Here is a 22,666-nt window from a genome sequence, read left to right as displayed (position 1 = left end):
CACATCCGAATGCGGACAAAATAACGATCGCGCAGCTTGGGTAGGATGCAAAGATCCTTATTTGACAACACCCCAGACATCCGCAGATTGAGCTTCTGCGATCGTAGGGTTCAATTGCCCTTGCGCCAAGGGCTGCAACGCATCTGGAAAGACCTCATGATAGGCTGTCCGCACCTGGGCATTAACCGCCACCGTTTTCACGTCATACATCTGGGTCGCCACCTTGGGATAACACCCGATCGTAATAATCAACCCCAGAAAACAAACCGCAATAAAAATCTCCCGGAGATTCGCATCCTTAAACTCTGCCTGCTCTGGCAACACACAGTCTGTCCCAAAACAGTTCGCTTCTTGGTTGCCTTGAGCCTTCAAATCTAGATCATTCAGATCACAAGCAGGCACCAAGTCACACATTTGATCAGCACTGGCTCCATGAAACACCTGCCGCACCATCGACAGCAGATAGATCGGCGTCAGAATCAACCCCACTGCTGCCAGGAAAACAGTCACCCAGCGAAAGGTCGAACTATAGATGTCCGTTGTAGCCAAGCCGACAAAGACCTCCAGCTCTCCGGCAAACCCACTCATCCCAGGCAAAGCCAAGGATGCCATTGTCCCAATCGTGAACAGAGCAAACACTGCGGGCATCGCTTCCCCCAACCCACCCAACTGATTCATCATCATCGTGCGAGTGCGATCGTAGGTCACGCCTGCCAAGAAAAATAACACTGACGCAATCAACCCGTGGGAGAGCATTTGCAGCATCGCCCCACTTACACCCAAATCACTATAGGAAGCAATCCCCAGCAGCACAAACCCCATATGAGAAATTGAAGAATAGGCTAACCGCCGTTTCATATTGGTCTGTGCAAAGGAGTTTAGCGCCCCATAGACGATATTAACCACTCCTAAAATCACCAACACTGGCGCAAAATACACATGGGCATGCGGCAACAGTTCCATGTTCAACCGGATCAGCCCATACCCCCCCATTTTCAGTAATACTCCTGCCAAAATCATCGAGACTGGAGAAGAAGCTTCGCCGTGGGTGTCCGCCAGCCAAGTATGAAAGGGGAAAATCGCCAATTTGACCCCAAAAGCCACTAGCAGTCCAGCATACAAAAACAATTCCAGCCCTAAGGGAAACTCCCTTAACCCGAGTTCAGCAATATCAAAGGTGAGCGTATCACCATAGAATCCCATCCCCAGGGCTGCCACCAAAATGAAAATCGAAGCCAGCGCCGTATACATCAAGAACTTCGTCGCTGCATAGCCCCGATTTTGTCCGCCCCAAATGCACACCAGCAAATAGACCGGAACCAGTTCCACTTCCCACATGATGAAGAACAGCATCAGATCTTGGGCCACGAACACCCCCACTTGGGCAGCATATAGAACCAACATCAGTGCATAGAACAGGCGCGATCGCCGATCCACCTGCCAGGCGGAAAACATCGACAGCGTCGTCACAAAGCCCGCTAACAGCACGAGCGGAGCTGAAATACCATCCACCGACAGCGCCCAACTCAAGCCCAACTGCGGTAACCAAACCACCTTTTCTGCCAGTTGAAATGTCGCTTGGCTCGCGTCGTAATGCTGCCAAAAGGCATAGGACATCAGGACAAAATCAGCCATGCCAACCCCCAAGGCATACCAGCGGACAGTCTTGCCGCTTTTATTAGGGATCAAAGGAATGAGCAACGCGGCTACCAACGGCAGTAGGACGATCACGGTCAGCCACGGGAATTGTTCGATCATAATAGGAATAAATGCTTATCCGTTGAGTTAAGAATATCTTACGCAACTGTGAGACTCATCATCTATCACTCCTTTGCTAATTTGTCATGGACTTAGCATTATGTATTCAGATGTATCTAGTGTAGAAATGGCACAGTCTCTTCTTGGCGGTTAGATTCATCAGGTTGGCAAATGGTGTTTCATCAAGGTACACCTATAGACCCTTTTGACCAATCTGCGGTTTAGGGATAGATCGCAATGCACTGGAACTTTGAAGGAGGCTATTTTGAGCAGAAGCTAGCTACATCTGATGGTTGCGCACATTAGCCCCGAAACTTCATTCTGGGGCAGCAATAAGACTAAAGCGATTCTGTTTCGTATCGTTTCCAAGTCATATTCTTAGCCTGCTCTCAATCAGACATTAGCTACTTTTGCTCACTAATCCAATGAGCTAGACTAATCGCATCCTCAACTTTGATTGTTGTTTCATGTCACTATCTCACCTTTTTTCCGCTCTGCAAGTCGGTGCTTTAAAGCTGCCAAACCGAATCCTCATGGCTCCTCTAACCCGCTGCCGCGCAGATCAAGATCATGTTCCCACTCCATTGATGGCAGAATATTACAGTCAACGTGCCAGTGCTGGATTGATCATTGCAGAAGCGACCGCTGTCATGCCCGGTTGTTCTGCATTTGGCGCTGACCCAGGAATTCACAATGATGCTCAGGTTGCGGGATGGAAACAAGTCACTGATGCCGTTCACGCCAAAGGAGGTCGGATTGTTCTTCAGCTCTGGCATGGGGGGCGAGCTTGTCACCCGTTGTTAAATAACGGTGCAATTCCAGTGGCTCCCAGTGCAATTCCGATTACAAACGACGAATTTCATGCGCCGCAGGGTAAAGTTCCTTATGCCACTCCTCGGGCGCTAGAGGATGACGAAATTCCGACGATTATTGCAGGGTTTCGGTCTGCTGCTGAAAATGCGAAAACTGCTGGATTCGATGGAGTCGAAATTCACGGCGCAAATGGTTACTTACTGGATGAATTCCTGCGCGATGGAAGTAATCAACGAAGTGGTGCTTATGGCGGTTCGGTCGAGAATCGTGCCCGTTTGATGCTCGAAGTGCTAGAGGCGACGATCGACGTTTGGGGCAGCGATCGCGTTGGGTTAAGACTCTCGCCGCTCAATAGCTACAACAGCATGAAAGATAGTGACCCGATCGGCACGTTTACTTGGTTAGCGACTCGTCTCAATGATTACAACCTTGCCTATCTGCATGTGATGCGGGCTGATTTTCTGGGTGAGCAACAAGGTGACGTAATGACTCCGATTCGTGCCGCTTACAACAGCGTCTTAATTGGCAATACAGGATATACGGCAGAAGAAGCGGAATCTGCGATCGCCAATGGTCAATTAGATGCGATCGCCTTTGGAACCTCGTTTTTAGCTAATCCTGATCTGCCGAATCGCTTTGCTCAAAATGCGCCGCTGAATCCTCCAGATCCGAGCAAGTTCTATTCATCTGGAGCGCAAGGATATACAGATTATCCGTATTTGGTTGCGGCTTGAGTCGCGGTGTGGCGAGTTGATTCGCTAAACGCGAAGAAGCAGGCTAAAAATCGTTGGAGCGGGCAGTTGGAAGTCTTTTCGTTTATCGTTTAAGTCGATCTGCTGCCGCTCAAGCGGGGCATTAGCTAGTAAGCTCGCATCGAAAATATAGGTTCTTTAATATCCCTGACGATTCCCCTTTTCCCAAAATTTCAAAATGCTGACATCGTATCGCTCATTTGCTAGTAAAACCTGTATGCCTTTTGCTTGGCAGTGTTGAGAAAAAAGCTTGAGTAGATATCGGCGATCTCCTTGATTGGGATCGATCGTGGCGAGAAATTTCTCAAATCCAAGACTGCTCAACCCATAGATAATTTGACGACAAAAATGCGCATCAGAATTGTACAAAAAGCCACCATGTCCATCAATTCCTGAGAAAATGAGAGTCACATAATCCCAAAAGCTTAAAAACGATTTTCCTAACGCCTTGCTCACGATTCCTTTGCCATTTTCTTTGTAGTCGGTGCAATCAAAGTATGTGAAAAGCTCAGCAATAAACCGCTCGTTTTCTACTCCAACTTCTTTTTGACGGGCTGAAAGTGGAACACCTTCGTGCAAATAAAGACAATTGAGAAACTCTTCACTCTTGAACGGAATCAGAATTCCTTGATCATCTAAATTGACAATTCCCATTTTTTCGACGGTGGCATTTGGAGATTTGACTAAAACATTGCCCAATCGATAGCCACCATCGCGCGTATTTGCCGGGAAACTAAAATAATTTGCTGCGGTTGAAGCAATCTTCAGAACCATATCGCCTTCATTGCTAAAGAGATAGGCTTCATCAAAGCGGCGCAGCGACGATCGTAAAGGATTGCCTCGTCCTGAGATAATCGATTCTGATGAGATGTCAGGCGCGACTAAGACTAATCGTCCTAAGCGAAAAACATTGCCAATATTAGAAGAAGGGCACTTCTCTTTGTCTGTGACTTCTAAATTTCCGATCGATCTACGATCGAAAACATCTGACAATACTTTCACCGTATTCGTCACAACATACGCGCCCATGCTGTGACCGATAAAATGCAACCGAATTCGGCGATCGTTATTTTCTTCCTGTTCCCAAAACTCATAGTTTTGCCTCAGATTGTCCGTCGGAGATTGAGAAACAATCTGCTTATCTAACTGACGAATAAATTCAACTAAATCAGCAACTCCATAATTTGCTGCGCGATACGTGTCTCGAAAATAACCAGAGACGCGCAGTACAAAAACAGTCAGAATAACGACAAGGATCAACAGTGAAATTGTGAGGACAACGGAGGAAGCAATCAGAATGGTTAAATCGTTGATGACTTTAAAAATTGCGATCGCCGTGTTCAAAACTGCGCCAATTGCCCAGATCGACATCCCAAAAATTCCAGCCAACGCTAAAGGTTTCGGCAGTGCCCTAAAAGCGATACGAAGAAATTTCGTCAATTTTTGAACATTCTTAATCCAACTGCCTGTATTTGGCAAAACCTGCTCAGAAGGCCAGCGATATCCAATCACAACAAACCCCGGAGAAACTTGCGCGTCAAAATTTCTGCCAATGTATTTTCGCGTTTCTTCGTACCACCATCTTGAACCAGATGGGCTAGAGTTATAACCGTGAATGGCGATTAAAATCTCAGCATTGCCTTCATGCTGTTTGAGATAATCTGCAATTTCTTTTAAGACTTCGTTGGGATCTCTTGCAACTGTAATTTCTTCTTTGTCTTCGACATTAATCGGTGCAGTACTACTCACGATATATCCTGGAAACCGAATTCCTTCGTCTGCAAATTGCTCGATCGTGAGTAGATGATGACCCATGAGAATGTCCCTTTGCCTGTATCAATTCGTCGAATATGATACCGTCAGATCGCGGTTCGACTAGGAAAATTTGACTTCTCTTAAGCGAATCGGATATTGGCTTGTTTTAATCGGTTCAAGGCTTCTCCTAAGCGATCGCATTCTGCAATTAAACTAACCCGCACGTAGCCTTCTCCACCCGCACCAAATGCATTTCCCGGAGTAACAACAACCCCAGTTTTTTGCAGAACAGACAGCGCAAAATCTGTTGATCCCATACCGGGTGGGCAAGGAATCCAGAGATACATCGTTGCACTCGGTTTCGGAACAGACCAGCCTAGTTCTGCTAAGCCTGCAATCAGAAAATCTCGGCGGGTGCGATAGCGTTCTTGAACTTCGACCAAATAATGATCGGGTAAATTCAGCGCAGTTTCTGCCGCAGTCTGAATCGCCGAAAAAATTCCATAGTCCAGATTCGTCTTCAAAGTCCGCAAGCCTTGAATCACCTGACGATTCCCGACGACAAACCCAACTCGCCAACCTGCCATATTGTAGGTTTTAGACAGCGTGTGAAACTCGACTCCAATCTCTTTTGCACCTGGAATTTCCAGCAAGCTCGTGGGCTGATAGCCATCAAATGCCAATTCTGCATAAGCTTGATCGTGGACAAGCAAAATCTCATGCTTCTTGGCAAATGCCACAATCTCTTCAAAGAATTCGCGTGGAGCTGTTGCCGTGGTTGGATTACTTGGATAGTTAAAATACAGAATTTTCGCTTTCTGAGCGACTTCATCCGGAATTGCGCCCAGATCAATCAACCAATCCTGCTCTGCTTTGAGCATCAACGGATAGAGCGTCGCACCTGCAATCAAGGGTCCACGGAAATGGGGCGGATAAGAAGGACTAGGAACAAGGACGACATCTCCCGGATCAAGATAGGCGAGCGCTAAATGAGTCAAGCCTTCTTTTGAGCCTAACAAGGGCAACGCTTCTCCCTCAGAGTCAAGCATGACTCCATATCGGCGTTGATACCAATTGGTAATCGCTTTACGAAAATTTGCCGTGCCTTCAAAGGGAGGATAACCGTGATGTTTGCGGTCTTGAATGGCTGCGATCGCGGATTCGACGATCGGGGCTGGAGTCGCCCCATCTGGATTTCCCATCCCTAAATCGATTAAATCAACGCCTTGCGCTCTGGCATTGGCTTTTAGCTCATCGAGACGTGCAAACACATACTGAGGAAGCTTGGTTAAGCGATCGGCAGGAGAAATCCAGGGCAAATTCATGGGATTGAAACGGAGTCAGGACGACATTTTGTATGGCTGAGTTGGCTATTCTACCGCAGATTCAACCCCTCCAACATATGCGGATTTACGAGGCTTACTTAGAGTTGATCCAGATCAACTCCTAGCGATCGCAATTTTTCTGCGAGTCGTTCTGCTCGCTGCCGTTCCGTCTCCGCTCGTAATCGTTCCGTCTCCGCTCGTTCTGCACCTGTCGGAATGACTTGTCCATCGCGAGAGCACCAGCGCAACCAGACTCGCGTGATGTCTTCTTCAAATTGTCCTGACCAGAGCGTCAGTCCTAATCCCACTTCTTCTAGCCACACCATCTGCCCGACATCGCTAATTCCTTGGGCAGGAGTTAACTCTGTATAACGACCTGCTGAATTCGACCACACCCGCAACAGGGCTGTATTCATGTCAGTTTTTGTCTGAATCTGGCGCAAGGGATCAAACACGACATAGTAAGGAATGCGAATTTGGGCATACAAGTCTTTTTTGGCAGTCGTTTTTCCCTTCTGCTTCGACTTAGAACTCAACGTCAGTTCGTCGCCCTCTTTATTCGAGACAATTTCAATACAGACTTCTGGGAGTTTGCCGAATTCCCAGACAAAATAAGCGCGATTTTCCCTTTGCGAAAAATCGTCTGCACACTGCACTCCCAGACTTAACATCATGTCTGGCACAATCGGATCGCCCTTGAGAATTTAGAACAGTCCGACATTTGCTGCGGCGAGAAATGGTGACGGAATCGGTTTGGCACTGTAAAGCGGTTCCACCAATAACCGTTGTTGTTTCTCAGATTGCAGATTGTCCACGGGCGTATCATCCTCGGACACGTACTCGTGTGCCGAAGGCAACGCCAAATGGCTAATGTCTAGCTCGGTGACGATTTCATCTGTATTGATCAATTGCTGAGTTACGGGCAGCGACTAAACTCGATACTCTATTATCGTCGAATCTTTGTTCTAGCGTGAGAAGTTATTCGAGGAGCGATCGCAAAGAGTGTACTCGATCGCTCCTTACACCACATACAAAAATCCTACAAAGTCTGGACTTCCCATATCTTTGGGATGGGTCTTGTTGTGGAACAGGATACAGCGCCGAATCCATTGAATATAAGTTTGTTCAGTGCGATAGGAATAATGCTTCACCCGCAACAGGTCAGAGACTTGTTCGAGCAGTTTTCTGGGTCGTGGCTCCATCAGGGCAAATCCTAACTCCATAATTCTGTTATTCAGGATCTTAGGCAGACAGCCACAGATTCTCTTTTGGAAGAAATACGGAAAGTTTCTGCCTAAGATCCCTGTCGAGGGGTATTATGCGGAAATCGTGTCGGGCTAAGTAGCTTGATTCGGACTTAGGCGGAAAGATTCTGGCTAAGTAGCCCAAATTGGGATCTTAGGCAGAAAAATTCAGTCCAAATAATAGTTAGCCTTGTACCTCGGCATTCGCGCCATGGATATTCGATTCTTATCAAGCAACGTACACAAGATTCGTGAAGTAGAAGCGATCCTAGGTCCGGTCGGGGTACATATCGTCCCGGCTCCAATTAAGATCGAGGAAATCCAAACGGAGGATGTTCAGCGTTTGGTGCGAGATAAAGTCTTGAAGGCATTTGAGCGAATTGGGCGGCCAGTCTTCGTTGAACATACAGGTCTTCACTTACCCGGGCTAAATGGGCTGCCTGGTGGCCTGACGCAGATCTTTTGGGATCGATTGCAAGCCGATTCGTTCGTCTCACTTGTGAAAAACCTGGGTAGCTGCCTCGTGACGGCAAAGACCGTCATCGGTTACTGTGATTCGCGGACTATCCACTATTTCGAGGGAGAAGTTTCTGGCACTGTGCCAGATGCCCCCGCTGGCCCGCGAGATTTCCAGTGGGATTGTGTTTTTGTGCCTAATGGGTTCTCGCAGACATTCGCAGAACTCGGAGACAAGAAGAACGACATATCTATGCGTCGCAAAGCGCTTGACCAATTTGCTGCGTTTCTTCATGGGGGGAAGTAATGGATCAGCTAATTCAAGCCTATCGCGCCAAACGCCTAATTCTCTTTGTTGGCGCTGGTGTTTCCATGGGTCTTGGTCTACCCTCTTGGCGTCAATTGGTAGACCATATGGCCAAGGAACTTGGATTTGATCCCGACGTATATCGAACGTTCGGAAGCGATTTGACTCTCGCTGAGTTTTACCGTATCAGTAAAGGACAAATCGGCCCGCTTAGAAGTTGGATGGATCGGGAATGGCATGCGCCATCAACGGATATATCGAAGTCGCGTATCCATGAGTTAATAGCGACTTCTGATTTCGACCTTATCTATACCACGAACTACGACCGTTGGATCGAACGTGCCTTTGATCACCACAAAAAGCCCTATTCAAAGATTGCTAACGTTAGCGATCTTTCGTTGATAGCAAAGGACAAGACTCAGATAGTCAAATTTCATGGCGACTTCGACGATGACACATCTATTGTCCTAGACGAGACAAGTTACTTTGAGCGACTGGAATTCGAGTCTCCCTTGGACATCAAGCTACGTTCCGACGTTCTTGGTCGATCCGTACTGTTCATTGGCTATAGCCTTAACGACATCAACATCCGGTATCTCTTCTATCGGCTAGCAAATTTATGGAAAAAATCCGCCAGGGGTGCCCCGCAACCAATATCGTTCATCTTTTCCTCGAAGCCAAATCCAGTACAGGAGGCCGCACTTGCTCAGTGGAACATACAGATGATCTCTGCTGCAGGGGATGAACCAGGTAAAGCTCTAATCGAACTCTTGGAGCAACTGAGATGACGAAGGCTAACCCTACGGTCAACACGAACCTTTCGCACAAGGCCGCGCAGGGCCGATTGTCTTCACGTTAGACCGCAGTGAGATCGCCCCCCAGAGTGAAAGGTTAAGCACATCAAAAGTGACATCCAAAGCGACAAGTCTCAGAGTATTGTTGACACAAGTGAGAAGTGAAGCCTAACAACGGTAACGGCGAGTGTTTAGAGACCCCAAAGGTATCTGGGGGCGATCGCCGGAAAGCACAGGCTAACAAGTCGCTGCACCGGAACACCACAACATAGTTGATTGAGTCGCAAAGGTTATCTGCGTCCGGTGAGCTTGGTCGTTAGTTACTCTCGATATGCTCTACATTGAACTTATGCGGGGTGCGGCAGAAGTTTTCTTTTCCATACAGAGGTTGATTCGACTGTACTTGATAGCAACTTAATCAACCTCATTTCAACGTGAGATCGTTCTTACTGCACAATCTCGCCTCTGTCGCACGATCGCTGAATCTCTTCAATCTCAGTTCGCATCGTCGAATCAGGAGCCGTCGTCGAAACCATTGCCGCCATGAGCTGGCTCGGCGCGACACTAAACGGCAGTCGATGAATGTCAGAGTTCTCTGAACAAGCCACTTCCGCTGCCTGGTGAAGTTGCGCGATCGTTACTTCAGCTAATCCCAAATCTGCCAAAGTCTTCGGCAAACCAATCTCATCGTAAAACTTCAACAATTGCTGTCGGGAAGATGCTGCTAGTACATTTCCTTGCAGCATCTCTTCGAGTCGAAGCTGTACCAAAATACCAAAAGCAACTTTCTCGCCATGCAGTGCATGATGGCTTTCTAGTAAATGAGTCAGTCCGTTATGAACCGCATGAGCCGCAACGGTTCGGCATTGTGCTCCACCGATTCCGCCAATCACACCTGCCATTAATACCGACGCATCCACCACTTCTTGCCAATCTGATCCCAAAGGATTCAGCAATGCAGCTTGAGACTTCTGGAACAAGATGTCTCTCAACACTCGCGCTTGTTGAACTGCGGCAATCAGCAACGTCTTGTCAGAATGACCGCTACTAACCGAAGCTTCATACCATTTCGCGATCGCATCTCCAATGCCTGCGACCAAAGTTCTTTGCGGTGCAGTCGCGACCAAATCGTAATCGAGCACCAGCAGATCCGGACAACGCGCTAACGCAACGTCGTAGAGAAACGCATGTTGGTCGGAATAAACATTGGAGAGAGCAGTCCAAGCCGCACAAGTTGCAGCAGACGTAGGAATCGTCACGATCGGTAAATTGCACTGATACGCGACTAATTTCGCAGTATCCAGCGCTTTTCCGCCGCCCACTCCAATAATCAAATCAGCTTGATGATTTGCAACGGCTGCTTTCAAATTCGCCAAAGTCGTCTCGCTACAATCTTTGCCATAAGAAGCTTTCTCAGCACTGAGCGAGTGAGATTTTAAAACAGACTTGAACCGAGATTTGACGACATCCAGCGATCGATCTCCTCCAATCAGCAAAGGACGAGAACCGAGGCGCGCAATCAGATCCCCAACTTGTTCGATCGCATTAAACCCGCGAACAACTTGAGCAGGTGCGATCGACAACGAAACAATCGGATTCAATTTAGGCATGTTCAGAGATGAGAAACAAACGTTAAGCGGCTGGCTTGGGCAGTTGTGCCAAGCTTTCACGATACAACTTGATCGTAGCGTTTTCATCTTCGCGGATGGCAAGGGATCGCCGAACTTCACCTAAATATAAAGGTTGCGAAACCCCCGGCTCTGGATGCAAAACTGTCCGCAAGCGAATCGTCATTTGATCAGAACCTTGAGATAAGCGACCCGGAGAGAAAATGTCGATTGCAGCTTGTTTCAACGTCGCTTCAATTTGAGATTCGGTCACAGTTGGCGGTACAGTGATCACGACTTGCGCCGCTCCTGCATCAAATACGCGTGAATAATGGATCGAGTCTGGAATTTGCGGACGAGTATACAATCCCAAGCTGAGTGCAAAAATGCCTCCGGTGAGCACTGCCATAAATCCGGTGACTCCAACTAAGCGGAATCGAATTCCCCATTTGAAGAGAAAAGCGACGATCGCTAAAACGCCGAATGCGATCGTGGCAATTCCGAGGTACTGAGCATTTTGAATTAACTGAGCAGTGTCAAACATGGATCAAAAAGGCAAAAGGATATGCGGGAAGTACTAGAGCCAATCTTACCGTCTCTCACCTCAAATACGAGCGTTTCCAACCGTGTCGCTTCAGAGACTTGGAACGAGAAAATCGAATTGATCAAGAAAGCGCCACAACATTAATGGAAAGAAGAAACAGTATTGTCAGCTACCTGATCATTTTTCCGTTGGCTTTTCTCACACAATTCGGATTGAAATTTGATACTCTTATCCAATTAGTTCTTGGGGAACATTGGCGTGGATATTCAAATCGGTAGAGGTAAAACGGCTCGCAGAGCTTACGGGTTCGATGAAATTGCCCTTTCTCCGGGGAACCGGACACTAGATCCGAAACTAGCCGATACTCGTTGGACGATCGGCGGCATTGAGCGCGAGATTCCCATCATCGCCTCTGCAATGGATGGCGTTGTCGATGTGGGCATGGCGGTCAAACTCTCTCAGCTTGGAGCGTTAGGTGTCATCAATTTAGAAGGGGTTCAAACGCGTTACGAAGACCCGAACCCAATTCTCGATCGCATTGCATCAGTAGGACCGACTGAGTTTGTGCCTTTAATGCAAGAACTCTACTCTCAACCGATCAAGCCCGAACTGATCGAAAAGCGCATTCAAGAAATTAAGTCGCAAGGTGGCATTGCAGCAGTCAGCGCGACTCCAGCAGGCGCAAGTCAATTTGGCATGATCGCAGCGAAAGCGGGTGCGGATTTGTTCTTCATTCAGGCAACGGTGGTTTCGACTGCGCATTTGTCTCCTGAATCGATCGCACCTTTAGATCTGGCGAAATTCTGTGAAGAAATGCCGATCCCGGTCATTCTCGGAAACTGTGTGACCTATGAAGTGACCCTGAATTTGATGAAAGCTGGAGCCGCAGCGGTTCTAGTTGGAATTGGACCGGGTGCAGCCTGTACGTCGAGAGGCGTGTTGGGAGTCGGTGTACCGCAAGCAACTGCGGTTGCAGACTGTGCGGCTGCCCGCGATGATTTCCAGCGTGAAACGGGTAAGTATGTGCCTGTGATTGCGGACGGAGGTTTAATTACTGGCGGTGATATCTGTAAATGTATTGCGTGCGGTGCGGATGCAGTGATGATTGGCTCGCCGTTTGCGCGTGCTCAAGAAGCGCCAGGTCGAGGATTCCACTGGGGTATGGCAACACCGAGTCCAGTCTTGCCGAGAGGAACTCGGATTCGAGTCGGAACGACGGGAACCTTGGAACAAATTCTGCGTGGACCTGCTCAATTAGATGATGGGACGCACAATTTACTGGGCGCACTGCAAACCAGTATGGGTACGTTAGGCGCGAAAGATATCAAGGAAATGCAGCAAGTTGAGGTGGTGATTGCGCCTTCGTTGTTAACTGAAGGCAAGGTCTATCAGAAAGCTCAACAGTTAGGCATGGGCAAATAGAAGCAGTCGAAAAGCGGTATGATTCCTGAGTTTTATTTAAGGATTGCGAACGCTTCGATAATCTTTTGATCAATTCTTTAAGAGTTTTACCAGGAGTTGCAAGATTGCCTGGTAAAACAGATTCTGTCGTCTACAATGAGGGTAGCGGAGACGCATGTTTCCGTTCACTCCTCACACCACACTCCGCCTGAACTTCGGTTTAGGCGGTTCCTTATTTTTAAACCCATTCCTGACGCTGAGACAGACGGGAGATCGTCGATCGCTGAGCTTGTCTGATCCGAATAGCGAGATGGTGATCCGCAGGGCGTACCGAACATATTAGATATTCGCGAGAGAAATGAAGACGAGTTGTGAATATCACAGTTTGGTGGCTTCAATTTTCAATGCCTAATTATGAACACTATCTCTGATCCCAGGGGTAATTCTCACTACCTTTTACAACTCTTTAGTCTATGTAAATGTCCGAAATTGAGAAAAACGATCGTCATCCGTAGCGTACAATACAGCGGTATATCATCTTCAAATCTATTAAACCTCTTGACAATTTCGCCGGAACTGGAAAAATCTGATATCGTCATAGAAATGAATACCAGAATACAAACTTCTGTAAAGTTCAGGTTAAGATATTCTGGTGGTGTGAGTAAGTACAAATCACTAACGATATGAAATCTAACGCTTCAAACGGACAGTTTAGTAACACAGCAGTCTGTGAACCTCAGACAGGTGCATCGAATCCTTCCCTAGAGAAACTAAAACTTCTCTATGGAGCCGACCAACAAGAAAAGCTGCAAGATTTGCAAGCTGAGGCTGATTCCCTCCTCAAACAGCTTCAAGCACTCAAGCAACAACGTACCGATCAGGCTGTCGTGACCATTTCATAAGCTCGTAGTTCAGTCGAAAAATAAAGGATAGGAAACAAAAGCGAAGTCTAGCTTTTCGATTTCTATCCTTTGTTTTTTGCAGTTTCCTCGGAACGATATACTAATTCAGTTATTGCCTCCGACATTGGCTTATGCGATCGTTCTGGTCTGATCCGTATTTGTGGATTCACCTTGCAGGAATTGCGGCACTGCCGCTGTCGTTGCTGATTTGCCTCTTGGGATTTGCCGCCGGTGATCCGATTTTGCCGCCTTGGTTAGAAATTGGACTCGTTGCGATCGCGGGAATTGCGCCGATCGCATGGATGCAGTCTCAAAAACCCTTCTGTATTTTTAGTCTGCTCTTCGTGGCATTGCGGCCGGAGCGGTTGAGTGAATTGCAACGAAAACTATTAGCGCTGTTTCTGGTGCGGCGAAGTCCGATCGGGATTGGCTTAGTCGCGTTAGTGTTGGTGCTGATTCTGAGATGGATTTATGCGATCGCGCCCATTGCAGAAGCGATCACCCCGATTTCGTCTCATGGATTGGGCTTAATTGTTGCCGCGATCGGCTTTCTTGCCAGCAATTTGTTTGTGCAGGTTCCCTTCAGTGTTTTTCTCGTCATGGCATCGAGTGATGCAGATGTCATGCAGCTTGAACCGATTCCAGTCGATCAAGTTGCCAAACGATTTCTCGTATTTGGAATTCCGGTGAATCAAATCGTGCCGCCGCTGGACGTTCCGAAATCGACTTGATCCCGAAAATGTCTTCAACAGCACAGACGTTTTTGGTGAGTACGTTATTCTGGAATAGTTATGCTAATCAGTCTTGCTCTCTCACACAAAGGTATTTTATGGCTAACTCCTCCTATCCCGCTGATGCAGCCGAATTGAGCGATTCCCAAATGTGGGAAAGCTTGAAGCTTGCGATCTCTGAAAGTTCAGGGTTTCAAAGCTGGCAACTGGATCGGACGTCCCAAAGTCAAGATCTAGATGCGCTAGTTCATCAGTATTTGCGTGAAACGCTTGAAACGTTAGCTTATTAATTTTCAATGGTGTTCATTGAAAGCCGAGCTAAGGTTAGTTCGGCTATTTTATTTAGCGCAGCAATCGATCGAGCGGATTGCGTACACGATCGACAAATTGATTCAATTGACGATACGCCTCTTCAATGCGATCGCCATCGACAACGACTTCCTGCGTCGGATAATTCTGCAAAATTTCCAAAACGGTTAATCTTCCATCACTGGCTGAAACTGCCAAAGCACCCCGAAGTGCTTGCCGTTCTGCTCCACCTTTTGGAGTTTGAATCGCTTTACCTAATTGGTCGAGTACCGTATTGCCAACTGGGCTATTCAGAACGCGATCGAGCACAATTGGATTCACCTTAATCGGGCGAGTGAGGGTCTGACGCACCGTTTCTGGCTTTTGACCTGAGAGACGGAAATAAGTTTGTAAATCGGGTGAAGCTTGTCCCGTCTCTGCGAAGGTGGCGAGTTCTGGCACAGAAACGGATTCTTGCAAAATTTTGTATCTGAAAATAACTCGCTCTGCTGCGATCGCATCTTTGCTCAGCAGTAGCACGGCTCCAAGGGTGAGACAGGATTGTAGGATTTTCGACATTGTGGAAATCATTATAGATAGCTCCAATTTTTAGAATCCCAAGGATTCTGAAGTGTTCCTTAGAGTACTTTTTTCCGCTACGATCGACATCCTACGCAATCAATAGAGATCACATGGGCAGCACGTTTGGGCATTTATTTCGGATTAGTACGTTTGGCGAATCGCATGGTGGGGGAGTCGGGGTTGTGATTGATGGCTGTCCGCCACTAATTGAGATTTCTGCTGAAGAGATTCAAGTCGAGCTTGATCGCCGCCGTCCTGGTCAGAGCAAGATTACAACGCCTCGAAATGAAGCGGATCACTGTGAGATTCTATCCGGCATCGTCGATGGCAAAACCTTGGGAACGCCGATCGCGATTATGGTGCGGAATAAAGATCAGCGATCGCAGGACTATACCGAAATGGCAGTCAAGTATCGCCCGTCACATGCCGATGCAACCTACGACGCAAAATATGGGATTCGAGCCGTCGCAGGCGGGGGAAGATCTTCTGCGAGAGAAACAATTGGACGAGTCGCAGCGGGTGCGATCGCGAAAAAAATCTTGCAGCAATCCGGCGTTGAAATCGTAGCTTATGTCAAACAAATTAAAGACCTTGAAGCAGCTATTGATCCGAATACCGTCACCTTAGACCAAGTTGAAAGCAATATTGTTCGCTGTCCTGATCCCGATTGTGCAGAAGCAATGATCGATTTGATTCAGAAAACGGGCGGGCAAGGAGACTCGATCGGTGGAGTCGTCGAATGTGTGGCGCGGCAAGTTCCGATGGGATTAGGGGAGCCTGTGTTTGACAAGCTAGAGGCGGATTTGGCAAAAGCCGTGATGTCACTTCCAGCGACGAAAGGCTTTGAGATCGGTTCAGGCTTTGCGGGAACGAGAATGACCGGAAGCGAACATAATGACGAATTTTATACCGATGAGTCGGGACGACTGCGGACAGTGACCAATCGATCGGGCGGCGTGCAAGGTGGCATCTCCAATGGTGAAAATATCGTCATTCGAGTTGCATTTAAGCCGACGGCAACGATTCGCAAAGAACAGAAAACCGTGACGAATACGGGTGAAGCTGTGACGTTAGCAGCGAAGGGAAGACATGATCCTTGTGTCTTGCCGCGTGCGGTTCCGATGGTGGAAGCGATGGTTGCATTGGTGCTGTGTGATCACTTGCTGAGACAGCGCGGGCAATGTGGCTAGGGTGATGGAGTCGTTAACTGCATGAATTTTGCAGAGTGGGGAGTGGGGAGTAGGGAGAACCCAGATTCAGATCCCTCCATTTCCCTATCTCCCTGCTAGATTGATTGTGATGAGCCAATAAGTAGATGAGCGGAATTCAACATCAGTATCAGTTTGGCGAGTTTTCTCGCTTCGTTGCTCACCCGTCCCGGAATGAATTCGGGACTAACTGTGCGAAGTCCACTAAAGGGACTGAAAGCTAATGACAATCTCTTCTTCAGTGGGTTTCAACCCACTTCGCACCGTTAGCCCGAACTTCCAGTTCAGGGCGGGTGAGCAACGAAGCGACTATGCTGCAATTCATTGCACCTTCCTACTTAGACTAATTAAGTATTCCTAGTCAGCGCTGTAATGGTAGCTTCACTACGCAAGTCGTGCCTTTTCCAGGGGTACTAGTAATCTGCATTGTTCCTTGATGTAAGTCCACACATTTTTGAACAACGACTAAACCTAAACCCGTGCCTGGAATCGAGCCTACATTCTTACCGCGATAAAAGGGTTCAACGAGTCGCCGCTGATCTTCTGGAGCAATGCCAATGCCTTCATCTTCAACGCTGAGAAGTACTGCATCCGATTGAAATTCTAATGCTAGCCTGACAGTTCCGCCTTTTGGAGAGTACTTGATTGCATTTGATAGCAGATTGGACAAGACAGAATGCATTAACTTCTCATCTAGCTCGATCGAGCAAGGTGTTCCCTGACAAGTAAACGTCAGACGATGCTGATTTCCTGCACTGAGCTGCATCTCCTCAACAAACTGATGACAATACTGGTCTAAACAGAGTGCTTTGGGATGAAACACTAAGTTTCCGGCTTCAGCGCGGTTAATGGTGAGAATGTCATCTAGCAATTGCACCATATTCTTGACGGAATCTTGAATTCGATGCAGATTGCGTAATCGTTTTTCAGTCTGATTCCATTCAACCTGAGAGGTTTCTAACACTTGAGCAGCGGCTAAAGCAGTACTCAATGGAGTGCGAAACTCATGAGATGCCATTGAGAAAAAGCGAGTTTTTAGGAGATTTAGTTCTTTCTCACGCTCTAGTGCTAATCGAATCTCATCGGCTCGTTTTCGAGCAGTCGTATCGCGCTGAACTGCAATCCAATGGGTATACCAACCCTGAGCATCGGCAACAGGGACTAAGCTAAATTCATTCCAAAATTCTGAGCCATCTTTCCGATAGTTAATCACTTCTACGGTGACAGATTCCCATCGATCGAGTGCATTGCGGATTTTTTGCAGTTCAGCGCGATCGGTCTTTGCTCCTTGCAGAATTCGAGGCGTTTTTCCTAAAACTTCTGCTGCCTCGTAGCCTGTAATGCGCGTAAAAGCTTCGTTCACATAGAGAATGCGAGGGCCTGGGTCATCAATCGGTTGAGCTTCAGTAATGATCACTGCATCGTTCGTATGCACAACGACTGATTGTAAGAGTCGTAATTGTTCTGCTCGTTGCTTTTGCTCAGTAATATCAGCAATCACAGCAACCATCCCGCTGATCTGTCCATGACTATCTTGCAGCGGTGCAGCCGAAAAAATAATGTCGATCGCGGTTCCATCTTTGCAATGCCGACAGAGTTCGACTCGTGGATGCGTTTTACCTGCTAGTACACTCTTTTGTAAGCTCGTCTCTCCTTCTAACGGATCATCGAGACGAATGGGACTCGGATGACCGAGTACTTCTGCTTCAGTCCAACCAAACATCTGCTCGGCGGCTGGATTCCAAATCTGCACATGCCCGACTCGATCGAGCATCAAAATGGCACGGGGCGAAGCAGTAACTAAAGCTTGTAAGGTATCGTTCGTATGACGTAAAGCGAGTTCGGTGCGTTGTCGCTCGATGATTTCTGCTCTTAAAGAAACATTCGCTGCTGCTAGTTCTGCGGTGCGTTGCTGAACTCGTTGTTCTAGATCAGAATTTAGCTGCTGAAGTTGGTTATAGAGTTCGGATTGTTGAATCGCGATCGCAACTTGAGTCGCAAGTTGCTTCATCAATTCCACTTCCCAATTTTTCCATTGGCGAGGACTCCGACAGTGATGAGCAATCAACAGTCCCCAAAGATAGGGTTGTTCGAGAGGCTCACGATGCTTTTGCAGAATGGGGACAACTAACTTTGCCTGCACCCCAAACTGCCGCACAAATTCTGCTAAACAAGGTTCTACATCTGCTTGCTCAACATTCGTAATCGCCCGAATTTTCCCCCAAGAGTAAGCCTGATGGTACTCTTGGGGAAACACCTCTTCTGGAAACCCTTGTCCTAGAATCTTGGGATAAGGCGGTAAGACGGTTTCGTGAATCGTACAACCCGTTCCATCGTCCCAAAGCCGATAGATGAGGACTCGATCGACGTTCAAAAAGCGTTGAACTTCCTCAACTGTTCGACTTAGCACCTCATCGAGATTCAGAGATTCACGGATATGCTGAGCAATCTGATTGACTAATCGCTCTCGATCGGTTTGCTGCCGCAGGATTCTTGCCTGCGTAAAATACCGAGAAAGAGCGATAAGAAAGAAGAGTGCTAAACTACCGAGGACAAAGTGATTCACCGTGTTTTAGAAACCAAACAACGTTACCAAAAACAGCAACACAATAAACGCCGCGCCTCCATAGAATAAACCGATCCAGGCTTTTTCTAAGCTTGCGGGTGGATTCTTTTGCCAAGCCCAACGCAGGTAATCCAAGCGAGCCGAATCTCTGCGGTTTCCTCTCAGGGTCGGTTGAGGCAGTTTATCTCGGTAATCTTCGCCATAGCGTGCGGTGTGAGCAAACGTCACTTCACCTTGCGATCGTTGAGGCAAAATGCGGCGACGTTGATACGGCACAGTATTTTCGCCAAAAGTGGTCAAGTATTCTTCACTGTTGAGCAACTGCTCGACAAATCCCTGCAATCCTTTGGTTGCAAGCACGATCGACCAAGCAATTTTTTCGCGATCGCCATATACATTTCGTCCCAAAACGCGCTGAATGCAAAGCTCAACAAATCGATAATTGTTGTTGCTTTCATAGTTGAGTCGCCGGAAGGAATCAGACAGCAGCAAGCCAGCGATGAATCCTTTGACGGTGATTTGTCCCGATCTCAACTGTGATTCTAAAAACTGTTGGCGATAGTAACTGAGCATTTGTTGCTCATTAAAAATCTGACGATAAGCTGCTGTGATCAATGTATCAAAGTCAGTTCTAGACAGTAGATTATCGGTTGTGTAGATCCGAGGCTGTTCATCACCTGGAATCTCAAATCCTTCGACTCGATGATTTTGAGAAACGGGGGGATAGGTTAAGAGAGACATGGACATAAGCGTTTTCCAAACGGGTTTTTTCTAGCGATCGCACTCTAGCGCGACCCTTCAAGCTGAAGGATCTCATACGAGCCGTAAGGAAATGGGTGATGAAACGGTAAAGAAAACGGAAAGAATCAGCGTGGGTAACAAATCTTGAGATTTCCTGATCTTTTTTGAAGTTCACTTCTCGTAAAATTGGTATGAATGAGTATAAATCTCTATGAAGTCACCCTCACGGTATGAGGATTCTCCTGGTTGAAGATGATGTGCGGCTTGCAGAAACGTTGGCGGAAGCGCTCAGCGATCAGCTTTACGTGGTGGATATTGCAACTGATGGAGAGTCGGGTTGGCATCAAGCCAGAGTGGTCGAGTACGATTTGATCGTGCTAGATGTGATGCTGCCAGAGTTAGATGGATTTAGCCTTTGTCAAAGATTACGATCGCATCGCTATGATTTGCCCATTCTCATGCTGACTGCCTGTGACACACTCAACGATGAGATCAATGGGCTGGATGTCGGTGCGGATGACTATTTAGTGAAGCCTGTCGATTTACAAAAACTCTTTGCGCGAATTCGAGCTTTGCTGCGTCGAGGTAGCATCAATACCAGCCCGATTCTGACTTGGGGCGATCTCAGTCTGAATCCGAGTACCTGTGAGGTCAGTTATCGAGATACTCCAATTCATTTAACGCCGAAGGAATATGCAATCTTAGAATTGCTGTTACGCAATGGTCGTCGAGTTTTAAGTCGCAGTGTGATGATTGATCATGCGTGGTCTTCTGAGTCTTCTCCCGAAGAACCGACGGTCAAGGTTCATATTCGCGGACTACGCCAAAAACTCAAAGCGGCGGGAGCATCTGAAGAACTGATCGAAACGGTTCACAGTAGAGGCTATCGTTTGAACCAACCAGAGCGCGAACCGAATCCGGCGGGTTGTTGATTGTCTTCGCTTCTCGTAAAAAGTAGCGCTATTCTTCTAAAACTTCGACGAGTTCTTCGATCGAGACATCAAATGCTCGTGCTAATTTCAGAAGCGCTGTGTAGTCAGTCATTGTCATTGCTTCACGCTGAACATAGTTCTTGACGGTGCTATAGTTCAACCCAGAACGCTCAGAGACTTCTTTCAATGTCCATCCGCGCTCATCTGCAAGCTCTCGAATCTTTAGCCGAATTAATCCCATCGATGCGATTGACAAAGACTCAACTGAGTCCTTTAATAAGGGTAGAAAGACTCAACTGAGTCCTTAATTAAACAAAGCGATCGCTCTTAGCCTGGAAAACTTGAAGCGATCGCACCTACAAATGAGGTACAGACATGATACCAATAGTTTTGTCATGCGTTGACACTTCTGCATTTTGGCGTGGAGGTGGACGATGACGTATCGCGATTCTCTTTTTCCTTGGTGCATCATTCGCTTATTGCCGAAAATGCAACGCATCGTTGTTTGTCGCTGTCGAAATCGCAATCATGCTCAAGCTCAGATGCAGGCATTGAAACGATTGAATCGGCAAGCCGTGTATGAAGTGATTTTCGATCCGCCGGATTGAATCAAGCTTGCTTTTCCAATTTCAAGTTGTATCCAGCGTCAATTCCTGCTCTCACATCTGAGAGCGGAATTCTTTGTTCTGAGGCAGTTCCAGGTTCTTGAGCTTTGTCTTCTGTTTTATTGCTGCATAGCGGAAAATTATTCAGAATAGATTTGCCTGACTTTCGGATAAAGATTGCCCTGACTGCTCAATTACTCAAAAGTGTGTAATCCTTGAAAACCGATTCAATCTTTTACAAAATTTTCCAACTCTTTCCCAGTGCCTTCTTCGAGCTAATTGGCGAGGATGATCCACGGACTGTGACTTATGCCTTCACCTCGCAAGAAGTGAAGCAAACCTCATTCCGGCTCGATGGCATCTTTATGCCTCCGCCTCGATTGCGCCAATTTCCCATCTATTTCGTAGAAGCGCAGGCATACAAAGAGAAACGGAACTTCTACTATCGCTTCTTCAGTCAAATTCATCTCTATCTCAACGATTACGAGCCTGTAAATGCTTGGCAGGCAGTGGTGATTTTCACAGAGCGACGTTTTGATCAAGCTTTGCCGCATCACTATTCGGAGTATGACAATAATCCAAGGTTGCAGCGCATTTACTTGGATGAATTGCCGTCGGATGTAAGCGATCGTAGTCTCGGGTTGTCCTTGTTAAAGCTGTTGGGAACGAAACCGAAAGAGGCTCCAGCAAAAGGTCGATCGCTCATTGACCGAACTCGGCAAGAACTCACAGATTTGACCGTCCAGCGAGATTTTATAGAATTAGTGGAGACGGTCTTCGTTTACAAATTTCCAAAACTATCGTTTAGCGAGGTCGGTGAAATGTTAGGACTTGGCGATTTAAAGCAAACACGGGCATATCAGGAAGCGCTTCAAGAGGGACGTGAAGAAGGACGTGAAGAAGGACGTGAAGAAGGGCGTGAAGAGGGACGTGAAGAAGCGCGGAAGGAGTATCTAACTCGGATGGTTCCAAAACTTCTTCAGAAAGGCTGGACTGTTGAGGAAATTGCTGAAGATACTGGAGTTTCAGTAGAGACTGTGCAGAAATTTATCAATCTGGAATAGGTACAACGCCATCTGGATTGCGAACCGGACATCGATCGAGCAATCTGCCCCTTGATTCGTCCTGATGCTTCGATTCAGTTAGAGACGTGCTTGCTGATGAAACTCTAGACAGAGCTTTGCTGCTCCGTTGCTCACCCACCCCGGAATGAATTCGGGGCTAGTAGGACAAAGTCCACTGAAGGGACTGAAGAACTAGATTGAGTCTTTTAGCCCGTTTCAACGGACTTCGCAGGGTTAGCCCCGAATTCCATTCCGGGGCGAGGCAGAATCGTAGCGAGGGGATGCTATCTA

General features: G+C 47.4%; 24 protein-coding genes. 12 read left to right on the top strand and 12 right to left on the bottom strand.

From position 1 onward, the window contains the following. Positions 1-57: 57 nt before the first annotated feature. Entirely contained in the window at positions 58-1,758 is a 1,701-nt protein-coding gene (locus tag OU814_RS01070) for an NAD(P)H-quinone oxidoreductase subunit 4 (protein ID WP_326498266.1), read from the bottom strand. A 467-nt stretch (positions 1,759-2,225) separates the two neighbouring features. Here OU814_RS01070 and OU814_RS01065 point away from each other — a divergent pair, with 467 nt between their 5' ends. Continuing rightward, positions 2,226-3,305, top strand: a complete 1,080-nt coding sequence (locus tag OU814_RS01065) for an alkene reductase (RefSeq protein WP_026148986.1) — start codon at positions 2,226-2,228, stop codon at positions 3,303-3,305. 156 nt (positions 3,306-3,461) lie between these two features. Here OU814_RS01065 and OU814_RS01060 read toward each other — a convergent pair whose 3' ends face one another. The 5 genes from OU814_RS01060 to OU814_RS01040 all read right to left on the bottom strand — a co-directional run bounded on the left by OU814_RS01060 (position 3,462) and on the right by OU814_RS01040 (position 7,626). Continuing rightward, positions 3,462-5,138, bottom strand: a complete 1,677-nt coding sequence (locus OU814_RS01060) for an alpha/beta hydrolase (RefSeq protein WP_268179795.1) — start codon at positions 5,136-5,138, stop codon at positions 3,462-3,464. Between the two features lie 80 nt (positions 5,139-5,218). After that, complete coding sequence (locus tag OU814_RS01055; protein WP_190649500.1) at positions 5,219-6,403, bottom strand: aspartate aminotransferase; 1,185 nt, start codon at positions 6,401-6,403, stop codon at positions 5,219-5,221. A 98-nt stretch (positions 6,404-6,501) separates the two neighbouring features. After that, positions 6,502-7,077: a Uma2 family endonuclease gene (locus tag OU814_RS01050; protein ID WP_268179793.1), complete on the bottom strand. Its 576-nt coding sequence runs from the start codon at positions 7,075-7,077 to the stop codon at positions 6,502-6,504. A gap of 30 nt (positions 7,078-7,107) precedes the next feature. Then, entirely contained in the window at positions 7,108-7,311 is a 204-nt protein-coding gene (locus OU814_RS01045) for a hypothetical protein (protein ID WP_268179791.1), read from the bottom strand. 111 nt (positions 7,312-7,422) lie between these two features. Beyond that, on the bottom strand, positions 7,423-7,626 hold the full coding sequence (locus OU814_RS01040; RefSeq protein ID WP_268179789.1) for a phage integrase N-terminal SAM-like domain-containing protein: 204 nt from the start codon (positions 7,624-7,626) through the stop codon (positions 7,423-7,425). A gap of 232 nt (positions 7,627-7,858) precedes the next feature. Here OU814_RS01040 and OU814_RS01035 point away from each other — a divergent pair, with 232 nt between their 5' ends. Continuing rightward, on the top strand, positions 7,859-8,410 hold the full coding sequence (locus tag OU814_RS01035; RefSeq protein ID WP_268179787.1) for a non-canonical purine NTP pyrophosphatase: 552 nt from the start codon (positions 7,859-7,861) through the stop codon (positions 8,408-8,410). Next, a complete protein-coding gene (locus OU814_RS01030) occupies positions 8,410-9,198 on the top strand; it encodes an SIR2 family NAD-dependent protein deacylase (RefSeq protein WP_268179785.1) in 789 nt (262 codons plus the stop codon). Before OU814_RS01035 ends, OU814_RS01030 begins: the two co-directional genes overlap by 1 nt. A 452-nt stretch (positions 9,199-9,650) precedes the next feature. Here the strand turns inward: OU814_RS01030 and OU814_RS01025 are convergent, their stop codons facing one another. Both OU814_RS01025 and OU814_RS01020 read right to left on the bottom strand, forming a co-directional pair. After that, on the bottom strand, positions 9,651-10,814 hold the full coding sequence (locus OU814_RS01025) for an iron-containing alcohol dehydrogenase family protein (protein WP_268179783.1): 1,164 nt from the start codon (positions 10,812-10,814) through the stop codon (positions 9,651-9,653). Positions 10,815-10,836: 22 nt separating this feature from the next. Next, positions 10,837-11,355, bottom strand: coding sequence for a Ycf51 family protein (locus OU814_RS01020; RefSeq protein WP_017290971.1), 519 nt, complete (start codon positions 11,353-11,355; stop codon positions 10,837-10,839). A 258-nt stretch (positions 11,356-11,613) separates the two neighbouring features. Here OU814_RS01020 and OU814_RS01015 point away from each other — a divergent pair, with 258 nt between their 5' ends. The 5 genes from OU814_RS01015 to OU814_RS00995 all read left to right on the top strand — a co-directional run bounded on the left by OU814_RS01015 (position 11,614) and on the right by OU814_RS00995 (position 14,679). Then, positions 11,614-12,777, top strand: a complete 1,164-nt coding sequence (locus tag OU814_RS01015; RefSeq protein ID WP_017290973.1) for a GuaB3 family IMP dehydrogenase-related protein — start codon at positions 11,614-11,616, stop codon at positions 12,775-12,777. A 154-nt stretch (positions 12,778-12,931) separates the two neighbouring features. Further along, on the top strand, positions 12,932-13,099 hold the full coding sequence (locus OU814_RS01010; RefSeq protein WP_190649508.1) for a hypothetical protein: 168 nt from the start codon (positions 12,932-12,934) through the stop codon (positions 13,097-13,099). Positions 13,100-13,439: 340 nt separating this feature from the next. Continuing rightward, a complete protein-coding gene (locus OU814_RS01005) occupies positions 13,440-13,658 on the top strand; it encodes a hypothetical protein (protein ID WP_017290974.1) in 219 nt (72 codons plus the stop codon). Between the two features lie 131 nt (positions 13,659-13,789). Then, positions 13,790-14,389 carry a low-complexity tail membrane protein gene (locus tag OU814_RS01000; protein WP_190649510.1) on the top strand — a complete coding sequence of 200 codons (600 nt, stop codon included), beginning with the start codon at positions 13,790-13,792 and terminating at the stop codon, positions 14,387-14,389. A gap of 98 nt (positions 14,390-14,487) precedes the next feature. After that, entirely contained in the window at positions 14,488-14,679 is a 192-nt protein-coding gene (locus tag OU814_RS00995) for a hypothetical protein (protein WP_017290976.1), read from the top strand. Between the two features lie 52 nt (positions 14,680-14,731). Here the strand turns inward: OU814_RS00995 and OU814_RS00990 are convergent, their stop codons facing one another. After that, positions 14,732-15,256 carry an alpha/beta hydrolase gene (locus OU814_RS00990; RefSeq protein WP_268179773.1) on the bottom strand — a complete coding sequence of 175 codons (525 nt, stop codon included), beginning with the start codon at positions 15,254-15,256 and terminating at the stop codon, positions 14,732-14,734. Positions 15,257-15,369: 113 nt separating this feature from the next. On the opposite strand from OU814_RS00990, the gene aroC reads away from it, so the two are divergent. Next, positions 15,370-16,449 (top strand): chorismate synthase, encoded by a 1,080-nt coding sequence (aroC, locus tag OU814_RS00985; RefSeq protein WP_017290978.1) that lies wholly within the window; start codon positions 15,370-15,372, stop codon positions 16,447-16,449. Positions 16,450-16,828: 379 nt separating this feature from the next. On the opposite strand, the gene OU814_RS00980 is transcribed toward aroC, so the two are convergent. Both OU814_RS00980 and OU814_RS00975 read right to left on the bottom strand, forming a co-directional pair. Continuing rightward, the gene (locus tag OU814_RS00980; protein ID WP_268179769.1) at positions 16,829-19,033 is read right to left on the bottom strand and encodes a sensor histidine kinase; all 2,205 of its coding nucleotides are present in this window, start codon (positions 19,031-19,033) and stop codon (positions 16,829-16,831) included. 6 nt (positions 19,034-19,039) lie between these two features. Continuing rightward, complete coding sequence (locus OU814_RS00975; RefSeq protein ID WP_026148987.1) at positions 19,040-19,780, bottom strand: phycobilisome rod-core linker polypeptide; 741 nt, start codon at positions 19,778-19,780, stop codon at positions 19,040-19,042. Positions 19,781-20,004: 224 nt separating this feature from the next. On the opposite strand from OU814_RS00975, the gene OU814_RS00970 reads away from it, so the two are divergent. Beyond that, a complete protein-coding gene (locus OU814_RS00970) occupies positions 20,005-20,706 on the top strand; it encodes a response regulator transcription factor (RefSeq protein WP_268179767.1) in 702 nt (233 codons plus the stop codon). Positions 20,707-20,734: 28 nt separating this feature from the next. Here the strand turns inward: OU814_RS00970 and OU814_RS00965 are convergent, their stop codons facing one another. Beyond that, a complete protein-coding gene (locus OU814_RS00965) occupies positions 20,735-20,962 on the bottom strand; it encodes a helix-turn-helix domain-containing protein (RefSeq protein WP_242044310.1) in 228 nt (75 codons plus the stop codon). A gap of 178 nt (positions 20,963-21,140) precedes the next feature. On the opposite strand from OU814_RS00965, the gene OU814_RS00960 reads away from it, so the two are divergent. Beyond that, positions 21,141-21,314: a hypothetical protein gene (locus OU814_RS00960; RefSeq protein WP_017290985.1), complete on the top strand. Its 174-nt coding sequence runs from the start codon at positions 21,141-21,143 to the stop codon at positions 21,312-21,314. 212 nt (positions 21,315-21,526) lie between these two features. Next, positions 21,527-22,375 (top strand): Rpn family recombination-promoting nuclease/putative transposase, encoded by an 849-nt coding sequence (locus OU814_RS00955; RefSeq protein ID WP_268179766.1) that lies wholly within the window; start codon positions 21,527-21,529, stop codon positions 22,373-22,375. Positions 22,376-22,666: the final 291 nt, after the last annotated feature.

Origin of the sequence: Leptolyngbya sp. GGD (assembly GCF_026735145.1) — a bacterium.
Taxonomy (GTDB): domain Bacteria; phylum Cyanobacteriota; class Cyanobacteriia; order Leptolyngbyales; family Leptolyngbyaceae; genus Leptolyngbya; species Leptolyngbya boryana.
The sequence above is the reverse complement of the archived record's forward strand: the minus strand, read 5'-3'. Positions and strand labels throughout refer to the sequence as shown.

Bases quoted from the DNA above. Each gene is read 5' to 3' on its own strand.
- OU814_RS01070 (WP_326498266.1), bottom strand. From the start codon at position 1,758: ATGATCGAACAATTCCCGTGGCTGACCGTGATCGTCCTACTGCCGTTG.
- OU814_RS01065 (WP_026148986.1), top strand. From the start codon at position 2,226: ATGTCACTATCTCACCTTTTTTCCGCTCTGCAAGTCGGTGCTTTAAAG.
- OU814_RS01060 (WP_268179795.1), bottom strand. From the start codon at position 5,138: ATGGGTCATCATCTACTCACGATCGAGCAATTTGCAGACGAAGGAATT.
- OU814_RS01055 (WP_190649500.1), bottom strand. From the start codon at position 6,403: ATGAATTTGCCCTGGATTTCTCCTGCCGATCGCTTAACCAAGCTTCCT.
- OU814_RS01050 (WP_268179793.1), bottom strand. From the start codon at position 7,077: ATGATGTTAAGTCTGGGAGTGCAGTGTGCAGACGATTTTTCGCAAAGG.
- OU814_RS01040 (WP_268179789.1), bottom strand. From the start codon at position 7,626: ATGGAGTTAGGATTTGCCCTGATGGAGCCACGACCCAGAAAACTGCTC.
- OU814_RS01035 (WP_268179787.1), top strand. From the start codon at position 7,859: ATGGATATTCGATTCTTATCAAGCAACGTACACAAGATTCGTGAAGTA.
- OU814_RS01030 (WP_268179785.1), top strand. From the start codon at position 8,410: ATGGATCAGCTAATTCAAGCCTATCGCGCCAAACGCCTAATTCTCTTT.
- OU814_RS01025 (WP_268179783.1), bottom strand. From the start codon at position 10,814: ATGCCTAAATTGAATCCGATTGTTTCGTTGTCGATCGCACCTGCTCAA.
- OU814_RS01020 (WP_017290971.1), bottom strand. From the start codon at position 11,355: ATGTTTGACACTGCTCAGTTAATTCAAAATGCTCAGTACCTCGGAATT.
- OU814_RS01010 (WP_190649508.1), top strand. From the start codon at position 12,932: ATGTTTCCGTTCACTCCTCACACCACACTCCGCCTGAACTTCGGTTTA.
- OU814_RS01005 (WP_017290974.1), top strand. From the start codon at position 13,440: ATGAAATCTAACGCTTCAAACGGACAGTTTAGTAACACAGCAGTCTGT.
- OU814_RS01000 (WP_190649510.1), top strand. From the start codon at position 13,790: ATGCGATCGTTCTGGTCTGATCCGTATTTGTGGATTCACCTTGCAGGA.
- OU814_RS00995 (WP_017290976.1), top strand. From the start codon at position 14,488: ATGGCTAACTCCTCCTATCCCGCTGATGCAGCCGAATTGAGCGATTCC.
- OU814_RS00990 (WP_268179773.1), bottom strand. From the start codon at position 15,256: ATGTCGAAAATCCTACAATCCTGTCTCACCCTTGGAGCCGTGCTACTG.
- aroC (WP_017290978.1), top strand. From the start codon at position 15,370: ATGGGCAGCACGTTTGGGCATTTATTTCGGATTAGTACGTTTGGCGAA.
- OU814_RS00975 (WP_026148987.1), bottom strand. From the start codon at position 19,780: ATGTCCATGTCTCTCTTAACCTATCCCCCCGTTTCTCAAAATCATCGA.
- OU814_RS00970 (WP_268179767.1), top strand. From the start codon at position 20,005: ATGAGGATTCTCCTGGTTGAAGATGATGTGCGGCTTGCAGAAACGTTG.
- OU814_RS00960 (WP_017290985.1), top strand. From the start codon at position 21,141: ATGACGTATCGCGATTCTCTTTTTCCTTGGTGCATCATTCGCTTATTG.